Source organism: Trichococcus sp. K1Tr (genome assembly GCF_028309625.1).
Classification (GTDB): Bacteria; Bacillota; Bacilli; order Lactobacillales; family Aerococcaceae; genus Trichococcus.
In genome coordinates this window covers 122,651-135,672 of the sequence record NZ_JAQMHR010000006.1, presented here as the reverse complement: position 1 = coordinate 135,672, position 13,022 = coordinate 122,651, and the positions used below count along the sequence as shown (strand labels likewise).

General features: G+C 47.7%; 12 protein-coding genes. 8 read left to right on the top strand and 4 right to left on the bottom strand.

All coding sequences use genetic code 11. The annotated features are described in order from the left end of the window. Positions 1-91: 91 nt before the first annotated feature. The 4 genes from PH235_RS10840 to PH235_RS10825 all read right to left on the bottom strand — a co-directional run bounded on the left by PH235_RS10840 (position 92) and on the right by PH235_RS10825 (position 4,385). Entirely contained in the window at positions 92-826 is a 735-nt protein-coding gene (locus PH235_RS10840) for an amino acid ABC transporter ATP-binding protein (RefSeq protein ID WP_272162356.1), read from the bottom strand. Then, entirely contained in the window at positions 819-2,972 is a 2,154-nt protein-coding gene (locus PH235_RS10835) for an amino acid ABC transporter substrate-binding protein/permease (RefSeq protein WP_272162355.1), read from the bottom strand. Before PH235_RS10835 ends, PH235_RS10840 begins: the two co-directional genes overlap by 8 nt. Before the next feature lie 312 nt (positions 2,973-3,284). Further along, positions 3,285-3,437, bottom strand: a complete 153-nt coding sequence (locus PH235_RS10830; protein WP_084253768.1) for a YvrJ family protein — start codon at positions 3,435-3,437, stop codon at positions 3,285-3,287. Between the two features lie 78 nt (positions 3,438-3,515). Next, positions 3,516-4,385, bottom strand: a complete 870-nt coding sequence (locus tag PH235_RS10825; RefSeq protein WP_272162354.1) for a Cof-type HAD-IIB family hydrolase — start codon at positions 4,383-4,385, stop codon at positions 3,516-3,518. A gap of 197 nt (positions 4,386-4,582) precedes the next feature. Here PH235_RS10825 and PH235_RS10820 point away from each other — a divergent pair, with 197 nt between their 5' ends. From PH235_RS10820 to PH235_RS10785, 8 genes are all read left to right on the top strand, one after another. Then, a complete protein-coding gene (locus PH235_RS10820) occupies positions 4,583-5,257 on the top strand; it encodes a uracil-DNA glycosylase (RefSeq protein ID WP_272162353.1) in 675 nt (224 codons plus the stop codon). A 36-nt stretch (positions 5,258-5,293) separates the two neighbouring features. After that, positions 5,294-5,989, top strand: a complete 696-nt coding sequence (locus PH235_RS10815; protein ID WP_272162352.1) for an alpha/beta fold hydrolase — start codon at positions 5,294-5,296, stop codon at positions 5,987-5,989. A gap of 243 nt (positions 5,990-6,232) precedes the next feature. Further along, complete coding sequence (nrdI, locus tag PH235_RS10810) at positions 6,233-6,598, top strand: class Ib ribonucleoside-diphosphate reductase assembly flavoprotein NrdI (protein ID WP_272162351.1); 366 nt, start codon at positions 6,233-6,235, stop codon at positions 6,596-6,598. Next, complete coding sequence (gene nrdE / locus PH235_RS10805) at positions 6,591-8,768, top strand: class 1b ribonucleoside-diphosphate reductase subunit alpha (protein ID WP_272162350.1); 2,178 nt, start codon at positions 6,591-6,593, stop codon at positions 8,766-8,768. Before nrdI ends, nrdE begins: the two co-directional genes overlap by 8 nt. Before the next feature lie 68 nt (positions 8,769-8,836). Next, positions 8,837-9,802 (top strand): class 1b ribonucleoside-diphosphate reductase subunit beta, encoded by a 966-nt coding sequence (gene nrdF / locus PH235_RS10800; protein ID WP_272162349.1) that lies wholly within the window; start codon positions 8,837-8,839, stop codon positions 9,800-9,802. A 408-nt stretch (positions 9,803-10,210) separates the two neighbouring features. After that, positions 10,211-11,323 carry an ABC transporter substrate-binding protein gene (locus tag PH235_RS10795; protein WP_272162348.1) on the top strand — a complete coding sequence of 371 codons (1,113 nt, stop codon included), beginning with the start codon at positions 10,211-10,213 and terminating at the stop codon, positions 11,321-11,323. 15 nt (positions 11,324-11,338) lie between these two features. Continuing rightward, positions 11,339-12,187 carry an alkaline phosphatase family protein gene (locus PH235_RS10790; RefSeq protein ID WP_272162347.1) on the top strand — a complete coding sequence of 283 codons (849 nt, stop codon included), beginning with the start codon at positions 11,339-11,341 and terminating at the stop codon, positions 12,185-12,187. Beyond that, positions 12,174-13,019 carry an ABC transporter permease gene (locus PH235_RS10785; RefSeq protein ID WP_272162346.1) on the top strand — a complete coding sequence of 282 codons (846 nt, stop codon included), beginning with the start codon at positions 12,174-12,176 and terminating at the stop codon, positions 13,017-13,019. Before PH235_RS10790 ends, PH235_RS10785 begins: the two co-directional genes overlap by 14 nt. Positions 13,020-13,022 lie beyond the last annotated feature (3 nt).

Sequence of the window (13,022 nt, the reverse complement as noted above, 5' to 3'; positions counted from 1 at the left end):
ACGCCCCTCCGGTCAAGTAATTCTCGCTCTCCATATTCCATAAAAAAAGCAAAGGTTGCCCTTTTTTGGGCAACCTTTGCTTTCTGTGCTATTACAATACTTTGTTCAGGAAATCTTGCGTACGTGGGTGTTGCGGGCTACCGAATACTTCATCAGGCGTGCCTTCTTCGACGATGTATCCGCCATCCATGAAAATGACGCGATGTCCGACTTCTCTTGCGAAGCCCATTTCATGCGTAACCACAACCATGGTCATCCCTTGTTTTGCCAGTTTCTTCATGACTTCAAGAACGTCGCCGACCATTTCAGGATCAAGTGCGGATGTCGGTTCATCGAAAAGCATGATTTCCGGATTCATTGCCAACGCACGCGCGATAGCGACACGTTGTTTTTGACCACCGGATAGCGAGCTTGGAAAAGCGTCAGCTTTTTCGGACAGGCCGACTGTTTCCAACAATTCCACTGCTTTAACTCTTGCGGCTTCTTTATTTTGCCGTTTCAGTTCAACCGGAGCCAATGTGATATTGTCCATTACCGAAAGGTGCGGGAAAAGATTGAAATGTTGGAAAACCATACCGATTTCTTCACGTACTTCATTGATGTCCGTGGTTTTTTCGGTGATGTCTTTTCCGTCGATCAGCACGTGGCCGTCAGTGACTTCTTCCAGTTTGTTCAGACAGCGCAGAAGCGTACTTTTTCCTGAACCGGATGGGCCGATGATGCAGACCACTTCGCCTTCAGCTACTTCGAGGTCGATCCCTTTCAAAACCTCGTTGCTTCCGAAGCTTTTCTTCAGATTCGTGACATTTATTTTTGCGTTAGCCATTCTTTAATCTCCCTTCAAGTTTTTTGGAAATCTTCGTAAGGATCGTGATGACGATGATGTACATCAATCCGATGATCAACCACATATTACCGGAAGCATAGGTTCTTGCGATGATGATTTTACCGGTCTGTGTCAACTCGACAAGTCCGATGATGGATAAAATGGATGTGTCCTTCAAAGTAATGACGAATTGGTTGATGAATGAAGGAATCATGATGCGGATTGCTTGCGGCAAAATGATTTTGTTCATAGTTGTTTGATAAGTCAACCCTAAGCTGCGTCCTGCTTCCATCTGTCCGACGTCAACCGCTTTGATACCGCCGCGGAAGATTTCAGCCAGATAAGCTGCCGCATTCAAACTCAGTGTGATAATCCCTGCAACCGTCGAACTCATCCGGAGACCCATCAATTGCGGAATCGAGAAGTATACGAAGAATGCCAAGACGATCAATGGCACACCACGCATGATGTCAACGTAGATGGTTGCGATCCAGTTCAATGCCTTGTTAGGGGAAACGCTGAACAAGCCGATTACGATACCCAGCGCCAAAGCAATCACGATGGATGCAAAAGTGATCAGGATCGTTCTTCCCAAACCTTGCAATAATGTTTTCCAGTTTTCTTGGATCAGTCCGAAGAAAGAAGTGTTGCTTGCTTCGATTTCGGATCCGAGATATTTGTTGACGATTTGTTCATAGGTACCATTGGACTGCAAATTCGCCAATCCTGTGTTGATCATGTTCAACAGTTCGGGGTTCGTGTCTTTCGCAACTGCGATTCCGTAAGAACCACCGGCTTCTTTTTCGGTAGCCAGTTTCAAGGCGATGCCTTGACCTTCGATGGCATAGGCCATAACCGGGTAATCTTCAAATGCCGCAACGGAATTGCCGGCGATGACATCTTGATACATATTGGCTGAATCATCGAAAGTCGATAAAGTGAAACCAAATTCATCCTTGATCGATTCGGCAAATGTTGCGCCTTCTGTTCCGGTCTTGACGGCCACGGTCATGCCTTCCAAGTCTTCATAGCTGTCGATATCGCTATCGGCAGCAACAGCCATAACCACACCGCTTTCGAAATACGGTTCAGAAAAATCAAATGTCTGTTTGCGTTCGTCGGTGATGCTCATGCCGGCGATGACGGCATCCACTTGCTTAGCTTCCAACGCTTGAAGGGCGGCGTTGAAACCCAGAGGACGGATTTCGATTCCGAAACCTTGGTCTTTAGCGATTTCGCGGATCAGATCCATGTCGATACCCACATAGTTGCCGTTAGCGTCCTGGAATTCGAATGGGGCGAAAGTTGTATCGGTTGCGATGATAAACGTTTTTCCGTTCTGTGCCGGGACATCCAGGCTTGTATCCGCGGAAGCACCGAGGTATTTCTCTTGGATGGCTTGGTAAGTGCCATCCTCTTTCAGATTAGCCAAACCTGCATTGAACATTGCCAGCAATTCAGGATTTGTATCTTTAGCTACTGCAAAACCGTATGAACCGCCTGCTTCTTTGTCGGTAGCCAGTTTCAGTGCCAGACCTTGGTCCTCGATGGCGTAGGCCATAACAGGATAGTCTTCGAATGCCGCTACGGAATTGCCGGCTAGGACGTCCTGATACATATTGGCGGAATCTTCAAAAACAGTGGTAGTGAAGCCATATTCATCCTTGATCGATTCGGCAAAAGTTGCACCTTCCGTCCCGGTTTTGACGGCTACATTCTCGCCTTCCAAATCTTCGTAGCTTGAGATGTCGCTGTCACCGGCAACTGCCATGACTACGCCACTTTCAAAATACGGTTCCGAAAAGTCAAAGGTTTGTTTCCGTTCATCCGTGATGCTCATGCCGGCGATGACGCCGTCAACTTGTTTTGCTTCCAAGGCTTGGAGCGCAGCGTTGAATCCTAAAGGACGAATCTCCACTTCAAATCCTTGATCCTCCGCAATCGCTCGAATAAGGTCCATATCGATGCCGACAAATTCGCCGTTGACATCTTGGAATTCAAATGGTGCAAAAGTGGTGTCTGTCGCGATGACAAACTTTTGTGTTTCTGTTGCCTCAACTACTTCGTGCTGGGCTGACCCAAAAATAAAAAAGCCCAAAGCCATGAAGAGCATCGGCAACTTTAGTCGCAGTTTCTTGCTTAACATATTTTTTCCTCCTTTTAATCAGCATTCCTTCTGAATAACCATGAGATTACGATGAAGCCTCTGCTTGAATATTCATATAATACCACATTGAGATTATATTTTAAATTCACAGAAACCACAATCGTATAAAGACACAAATATGTCAGAAAACCTAACGCGAAAACCGAACTTCATAAAAACGGTAACAAACAAACGTCAACCAATCTGGGATATTTGGGAACGTTCGGAAAAATGCGACAAAAAGCCCTGGCACGATGGCATAAAAGCTGTCATGTCAGGGCTTTTTTTAGGTCTGGTGAGGCAAGGGTGTGATCATTTAAAGGCCCGGCTCAGATCTTCAATCGCGCCGACCAGTGCATCCAGCTTTTTTTCCATCCGGTGCAACAGGTACATCGCGATCACGATCGGAAAGCCGGTATTGCTGATCAATTCCATATACGCCAGCACATCCACGTTCGCATCCATTCATTTTCCCTCCTTTCCTACATCTATAAAGACGTAGGCAGGGAGGGATGTGTAACTGTCAGTGTTTCGCTATCGGGATCACAAATTTTCGTTGATGCAGCGCATGATGGCTTCGGCTACGCCGTTTTCTGAGTTTTTGGAAGTGAGGTACTTCGCGAATTCCTTGACCCCATCCTCGGCATTGGCCACCGCAAAGCTGGCGCCTGCTACTTTCAGCATGGAGACGTCATTGAAGTTATCCCCGATGGCCATGACATTCTCCAAAGGAATCCCTCTTTTTTTGGCGAACTTTGCCAAAGCGATCCCTTTTTGTGCTTCCACATGGTTGATCTCGATATTATTTTTGAAGGAGGAGGTCACGACCACACGGCTGTCTTCGGCCAGTTTTGTCCGGATTGGCTCCAGTTCGCTTTGTCCGACATCGCTGAACACGAGAATCTTGAGGACTTGCTGGGCGTTGTCTTCCAGAACTTCTTTGAAATTTTCAACGTAGTTTACGTGCATCACTTCCAAACGGGCGACCGCCAGCACAAGCGCCATTTTGAAGGTTGTGTCAGGGTTTGTCTCATGCAGCAAGGAAGTCATTGACTCGATCCGGCGCACTTTGTCATCCGAGAATATGCCTTTGGATGTCATGATTTCGCAATAGAGGCCGTATTTTTTCACATCCTCCAAAATATGGCGGGTGGTCGTCTTGTCGATCCCCAGGTTTTCGACCAGTTTTCCGTCTTCGTCAAATACTTGCCCGCCGTTCAGCGTGATCATGGGGCAATCGATGCCGACTTCCTTTAAGGCCGGCACGGCTTCGGTATACCCTCTGCCGGTAGCGACCATAAATTTGATGCCTAATCTATTTGCCTCATTGATGGCGCTCACGTTCGATGCGGAGACTTCCATCTTATCGTTCAATAATGTGCCGTCCATATCCGAGACGATCAGTTCAATCATACATTCATCCTCCTGTTCGGTAATTGCAGTATATTCACCCTTATATTCTACCATGATTTTTCAGTTTCACTGAAAATTTGTTCGGGGCCGACTTAAATGATCGCCCGGAAGGCGGATGGACTGAAAAAGGTACGCACATTATGTTAAGATAGTCGCAACCGGAAATGAAAAATTTGACAGATAGTGGTGTGAAAAATATGAAAGCAATTATCCATAACGAGTGGCAAGAAAAATTGGAACAGGAGTTTGAAGCGCCGTATTATCAACAGCTGCGCGCATTCCTGAAGGAAGAGTATCTGAACGAGACGGTCTATCCCGGAATGCAGCATATCTGGGAAGCCTTCGAATTGACGCCATACAACAAGGTGAAAGTGGTCATCCTGGGGCAAGACCCTTATCACGGCCCCAATCAAGCGCACGGCTTGAGCTTTTCCGTGCAGAAGGGGGTCAAGCTGCCGCCTTCCTTGGTCAACATCTACAAGGAACTGCAGGATGACCTCGGCATTCCGATTGCGAAACACGGCGACTTGACATCTTGGGCGAAGCAAGGCGTTTTCCTGCTGAACACGGTCCTGACTGTCCGCAGCGGGGAAGCCAATTCCCATCGCGGAAAAGGCTGGGAGTTGTTGACCGATGCCGTCATCCGAGCGCTGAATGAGCGGGAAGAACCGGTCGTCTTCATCCTCTGGGGAAACGCGTCGATAGCCAAAAAAGTGTTCATCGACACAACGAAGCATGTCGTGATCACGTCGCCCCATCCAAGCCCGTTATCTTCCTATAGAGGGTTCTTCGGGTCGAAGCCTTTTTCCAAAACGAATGAAGCACTCAAATTGTTCGGTGTCGAACCGATCGACTGGCGGTTGCCGGAATAAGATAAGAAAGGAATGCTGCCTGTGAGAGGGAAATCATTGAAGACCAGAAAAGGAAAACTTTATTATCAGGTAGGCGGTACCGGGGATGCGTTGCTCCTGTTGCACGGGAACGGTGAGAGTTCGGACATTTTCGCGCAGCAGTTTCCCTATTTCACGAAACACTTCAGAGTCTTTGCGCTCGATACGAGAGGCCACGGCCGATCGGATCTGGGAGTGGAGCGGTTGACCTTCAAGCAGATTGCGGAGGACATCCTTGCGTTGCTCGAAAAGGAACGGATTCAACGGGTCCACGTGCTCGGATTCAGCGATGGAGGCAATCTTGGTTTGTATTTAGCTGCCCACTATCCGGATCGAATCGCTTCTTTGATCGCGATGGGGGCGAATTACGAAGCGGACGGCCTGACCGACGCCTGCAATGAGGAGACGTTGGAACGATACGAGGAGCTGCTTGCTTTGCCGGATAACGATCCGGAAAAAATCCAGCGCCTCTGCATCCACAATCTTATGCTGGAGGAATTGGACCTTTCAGCCGAAGCCTTGCGCAGCATCCAAGCGCCAACCCTGCTGCTGGCGGGGGAATTCGATCTGATCCGCGACGACCAAACGGAGGCGATGCATCGCCTGATTCCCGGATCGCAAAAATATATCGTACCCGGGGGAAGCCATGGCTTTTTCGTGGATGATCCGAAAGTGCTGGAACGTCTTGCAAAAAAATTCTACACAAGCTTGTGATTTCCGGAGCGTATCAGGAGGTGCATCCGGAAAATTATGTTAGAATGAAATTCTGAAATGTCGCCGGTGGCAGTCATTCGCTGCCGCGCAACTTCTGGACGGATAAAGTGAAAATGCAAACAAAGACACAATATGTTGCGTGATTTATAAAAACGCATACTACATATTGTGTCTTTCTTGTTGTAATTATATCGTCGCAACCGTATAATGGGTGAATAACAGTTGGGAAAAGGGTGAGGTAATATGAAGGTAGTGTTTATGTCGTTGACCGGCCAAACGAGGAAGTTCGTGAATAAACTGAACCTTGAGACTATCGAATTGACGGCCGATAACGCCTTCCAACCGATTGGAGAGCCGTTCATCATCGTGGCCCCGACCTACGATAAAGAGGTAACCGATATTCTGGTCGATTTCATCGAGACCGACCAGAACCGCGCCTACTTCAAAGGTGTGGCAGGTGGCGGGAACCTGAATTTCGGCAAGCTTTTCGGGTTTACCGCAAAAGACTTGGCACACGATTATGGTGTCCCGCTATTGCACTTGTTTGAGTTTCAAGGAAACGAGAAAGACATTCAGATTTTGAAAGAGAAGGTGACGGAACTTGGATAGTCCAAAATTAGTAACCAAAACAGAAGATGTAACCTATTATAAATTGAACAATGAAATCAATCGTCCGATTGATAATGCCATCCCTTTGCATAAGGATAAGGAAGCCGTCCGGGCGTATTTCCTGGAGCACGTGAATCCAAACACGGTTTTCTTCTATACTTTGGATGAAAAATTGAATTATTTGATCGAACAGGATTACATCGAAAAAGAATTCCTGGAGAAATATCCGCTTGATTTCATCAAAAAGTTGATGCAGGATACGTACAACAAGAAGTTCCGTTTCAAATCGTTCATGGCGGCCTACAAGTTCTATACCCAGTACGCGCTGAAGACGAACGACGGCAAGCGTTATTTGGAGCGTTACGAAGACCGGATCGTCTTCAATGCACTATTTTTGGCTGACGGGGACCAGCAACTGGCTGTCGACTTGGCGGAAGAGATGATCCATCAACGCTATCAACCGGCGACGCCTACCTTTTTGAATGCAGGCAGAAAACGCCGCGGTGAATTGGTTTCATGCTTCCTGATCCAAACGACGGATGACATGAACAGCATCGGCCGCACGATCAACAGTGCGCTGCAGTTGTCCCGCATCGGCGGAGGCGTCGGTGTGAACCTGTCGAACGTCCGGGCAGCTGGGGACCCGATCAAGAAAATCGAGAACGCGTCGAGCGGCGTTGTGCCGATCATGAAGCTTCTCGAAGACAGCTTCAGTTATTCCAATCAGCTGGGCCAACGCAACGGAGCCGGTGCGGTGTATTTGAACGTATTCCATCCGGACATCGTCGCTTTCCTGTCCACGAAAAAAGAGAATGCCGATGAAAAGATCCGCGTGAAAACCTTGTCGCTGGGTCTGGTCATTCCGGATAAATTTTATGAGTTGGCGGCGAAGGACGATCAGATGTACCTGTTCAGCCCTTATGACGTGGAACGGATCTACGGCAAACCGTTCTCCTATGTCGACATCACCACGGAATACGAAAATCTGGTCAACAATCCGGAAATCTCCAAATCGAAGATCCGTGCCCGTGACCTTGAGAACGAAATCAGCAAACTGCAGCAGGAATCCGGCTATCCGTACATCATCAACATCGATACGGCTAACCGCACGAATCCGGTGGACGGAACGATCGTCATGAGCAACCTGTGCTCGGAAATTCTGCAAGTGCAGCAACCTTCCTTGTTGAATGATAAACAGGAATATGAAGTGCTCGGAACGGACATCAGTTGTAACTTGGGTTCCACGAACATTCCGAACCTGATGAAATCGCCTGATTTCGGAAAATCGGTCGAAACGATGGTCCGCGCTTTGACTTACGTAACCGACCATTCGAGCATCGATGCGGTCCCTACAATCAAGAACGGGAACGATCAAGCGCACACGATCGGTTTGGGCGGCATGGGTCTGCACACGATGTTCGCGACCAACCAGATGCATTACGGTTCGCCGGAATCCATCGAATTCACGGACATCTACTTTATGCTTTTGAATTATTACACATTGGCGGCCAGCAACAAAATCGCCAAGGAACGCGGGGAAGCATTCGTCAATTTCGACAAATCCACCTACTATACAGGCGAATATTTTGATGCCTATACCGATTCCGATGTCGTCTTCCAATCCGAAAAAGTGAAACAAATCTTCGAAGGCATCAAAGTGCCTACGAAGGAAGATTGGTCTGATTTGAAGAAGTCCGTCCATGAATTCGGCTTGTATCACCAAAACCGTTTGGCGATTGCGCCGACCGGTTCGATCAGTTATGTAAATGAAACGAGTGCGAGCCTGCACCCGATCACGCGTCTGATCGAAGAGCGCCAAGAGAAGAAAACCGGGAAGACTTATTATCCGGCTCCGCAGCTTTCCAACGAAACGATGCCTTATTATCGTTCGGCCTATGATATCGATATGCGCCGTGTCATCGATATTTATGTCGCTGCCCAAAAGCATATCGACCAAGGCATGAGCCTGACATTGTTCATGCGTTCCGAATTGCCGGAAGGCATGTACGAATGGAAAGAAGGGCGCACCAATAAAATGACGACACGCGACCTGAACATTCTGCGCAATTACGCCTGGAGAAAAGGCGCAAAATCGATTTATTATGTGCGTACATTTACGGAAAACAACGACGAAATCGGAGCGAACGCTTGCGAATCATGCACAATCTGATGATGCAGCGCAGCTGTATTTGATTATTCGTCATGCAATAATCGGAAAGTCTAACGGAGGAATGAAGGATGGCAAACAAGCCTTATATAGCAATCAACTGGAACAGCATCGAAGATATGTTGGACAAGTTGACATGGGAAAAACTGACGGAGCAATTTTGGCTGGATACGCGGATCCCGTTGTCCAATGATTTGGACGACTGGCGCACCCTCAGCAAACCCGAGCAGGATATGTTGGGAAAAGTGTTCGGCGGATTGACGCTTCTGGATACGCTGCAATCGCAGGACGGCATCGCCGCCATGAAGGAAGATATGCGCACGCAACACGAGGAAGCGGTATTGAACAATATCCAGTTCATGGAATCTGTGCACGCGAAAAGCTACTCTTCGATCTTCAGCACGTTGAACACGAAGGCTGAAATCGAGGATATCTTCAACTGGACCAACAGCAACGAATTCATCCAGCGCAAAGCCAGCCTGATCAACGACATCTACAAGACCGGGAATCAGCTGGAAAAGAAAGCCGCCAGCGTCCTGCTGGAATCTTTCCTTTTCTATTCGGGATTCTACGCACCGCTTTGGTATCTCGGCAACAACAAATTGCCGAACGTGGCGGAGATCATCAAACTGATCCTGCGCGACGAATCGGTCCACGGCACGTATATCGGCTATAAATTCCAGATTGCTTACAACCAACTGTCCGAAACGGAACAGGAAGAAATGAAGAATTGGGTCTATATGCTGACGTATGAACTGTACAACAATGAAGTGAAATACACGCAATACATCTACGACGAGCTGGGCTGGACGGAGCGCGTCAAAGTGTTCATCCGCTACAACGCGAACAAAGCGCTGCAGAATCTGGGCTTCGATCCATTGTTCCCGGACACGGCCGATGATGTGAATCCAATCGTCATGAACGGCATCTCGACCGGAACCAGCAACCACGATTTCTTCTCGCAAGTCGGAAACGGCTACCTGTTGGGTGCCGTCGAGGCGATGGAAGACGAAGATTACGTCAAATGGATTGACTAACACAAAAAGCAAGGAGAGCAGCGGATCGATTCGCTGCTCTTCTTGCTTTTTTGGATTTGTGCTTCAACAATTTTAGGGTTGCTTACTGAGGCAGGGGCCAAACCATGGATAACTTTGTGTTATTCATGGTTTAGCTCGTGATTGGGTCTGAAACCATGAATTAATTTGCGTTATTCATGGTTTTGACTCGTGATTGCGTCTGAATGAATAAAAGCCAGTGATCCATTCCTATATTGATATTCATTATTTTCGATCAAAATGCAGTAACCCCATGGTTTCATTGCTGTTTACAAAATATTAACTGCGAATTCAAAGGTTATTTACAACCATCTGTTAGTATTTATTTGTAGTCAAATACGTAATGAAAAACAATGAAACCATTGTTCACAAATAAGGAGAGAATAAAAAATGAGATTGTCCAACAAAAGATTGTTTGCAGGTTTAGCCTTAAGCAGTATGCTAGTTTTGAGTGCGTGCGGAACAGAGGCGGCGACGACTGCTGAGGCGGAAGTCGATCTGAACGCATTGTCTTTGAGTGAAATTGAAACGCAAGCCAAAGAAGAAGGCCATGTGGAATCAGTAGGGATGCCGGATACATGGGCGAACTGGGGCGAGACTTGGGAAGAACTCGAAACGACTTATAGCTTGACGCATGCAGATACGGACATGAGTTCAGCGGAAGAATTGGCTTTATTCAAAGCAGAACAGAACAATCCGACGAAAGATATCGGCGATGTCGGCCAATCATTCGGGCCTGTTGCAGAAGCGGACGGCTTGACTCTAGCTTACAAAACATCTTATTGGGATGATATCCCGGAGTGGGCGAAAGACGATGATGGCGATTGGATCGTCGGTTATTACGGAACATTGGCTTTCATCACCAATTCTGAAAAAGTAACGGATGCACCGACCAGTTTTGCCGATATCCTGGAAGGGGATTATAAAGTCACGATAGGTGACGTAAATGCCGCTACCCAAGCACAAAATGCGGTGTTGGCTGCAGCCATCGCAAATGGCGGGGATGAAACTGACTTGGATCCGGGCATTGCCTTCTTCGCACAGCTGGCTGAACAAGGCAGATTGGACTTGGGCGACACTTCATTGGCCCGTTTGGAATCAGGCGAAATCGAAGTTGGCTTGTTCTGGGACTTTAACGCACTGAATTATGCGAATCAAGTTGCAGAAACGAATCCGAATGCCAGTTTTGAAGTGACTATTCCGTTGGATGGAACGATCCAAAGCGGATACGCAACTGTCATCAACGCGACAGCGCCTAATCCGCATGCGGCAGCATTAGCCCGCGAATATATCCTTTCTGATGAAGGCCAGATCAACTTGGCGAAAGGCTATGCACGTCCTATCCGCGATAATGTTGAATTGCCGCAAGAGGTGCAGGATATTTTGCTTCCGGAAGAGCAATACGCGAAGGCGCAACCGGTCTCCGATTTTGATGCATGGGAAGAGGCTGCAGCCGGTCTGGGTCAAAGATGGCAAGAAGAAGTACTGACAAAAGTAAAATAATTGAGGTTGAATACAGTGGATAAAGTAATTTTTATAGTGTTGGACGGATTGAATGCCAAGACAGCCCATAACCATATGGGCTTCTTGGAGCATCTGGTCGAAAAAGGAATAATGGCGGCTTATACCGTCAAATCGGAGATGCCTGCCCAATCCAGGCCTTTGTATGAGGTCTTGCAGACGGGAGTGCCAGCTGCAGAAAATGGCATCACCTCGAATCGCACAGTCCGTCGTTCCAAGGAACGTAGTGTTTTTGAGATTGCAAAGGAAAATGGTTTCAAGACCGGAGCGGCCAGTTACTACTGGGTGAGCGAGCTTTACAATCATGCGCCATTTCAAGTGATGGAGGACCGAATCCAGTTGGACACGAATTCCCTCATCGAACAGGGCATATTTTATCACGAAGATCATTACCCGGACAGTCACCTGATTGCGGATGGCGATTACTTGATCCGGAAGAAGGCGACGGATTATACGCTGATCCATTCGATGAACATCGATGATGCCGGCCATAAATTCGGCGCCGACAGTAAAGAGTATGTGCAGGCGGCCGTCCGCGTTGATGCTGAACTTTCTCAGTACATCTGGAGATGGATGAGCGAAGGCTATCAGATCGTGGTCACTTCCGATCATGGGATGAATGACTATCATACCCATAATGGCATCTCGAATGAAGATCGCCTTGTTCCGCTTTATTTATTTTCGGACAAAGTGATCATCAAGGACTTCCGCAAAGAAGGAGCCATTGTGCCTCAGCTGGAAATAGCGCCATTTTTGTGCAAGTTGCTGGGCATTCCGGTTGGGGATCGCATGCAGGCGATTCAGGGGATCATTATGAAACGAGGTTCAGGCGATGCTGCAGAATGAAAAACGCAAGTACCTCATATTGCTGTTGCCGTTCGCGCTGCTGATCCTTTTGTTCGAATTGATGCCGTTAGCCAACATCCTCATCAACAGTTTTCTGGAACCCGGAACAGGCGGCATTACGCTTAGTAATTTTACGACCATTTTTACGAGTGATTACTACCTGATGTCGATCAAGAACAGCTTATTCGTTTCCGTGCTGTCCGCATTCATCGGGATTGCGATTGCGCTCCTGGGCGCCTATGCCATCCATGCTGCGGGCGACAGAATGAAAAAGTTCTACATCACGACATTGAATATGACCTCAAACTTCCAAGGCATCGTGTTGGCTTTTGCCTTCATTCTGTTGCTGGGGAATTCAGGGATCCTGACAACATTGGGAGAAAGATGGAACCTGGCTGGTTTGAACAACTACGATTTGTATACTACATCGGGGATCCTGATCACCTTCATCTACTTCCAGATTCCATTGGCTACCTTACTGCTCTATCCTTCATTTGATGGCATCAAGACAGAGTACAAGGAAGCGGCAAGTCTGATGAATGCGACGACTTGGCAATTCTGGTCAAAAATCGGTCTCCCATTGGTGTTGCCCAGCATTTTCGGAACCTTTTCTGTTCTCTTTTCAAATGCGCTGGCAGCCTATGCGACACCGTATGCTCTGCTCGGGAACAATTATGCCTTATTGCCGATCCGGATTTCATCCATGTTCACGGGTGATATTGTCCAACAGGTGGAATTGGGAAGTGCCTTGTCGATCGTGATGCTTGTATTGATGAGCACGATGACAGTCTTAAGCAACAGCCTATTAAAGAAATTCAGAAAGGGTGTGTAAAAA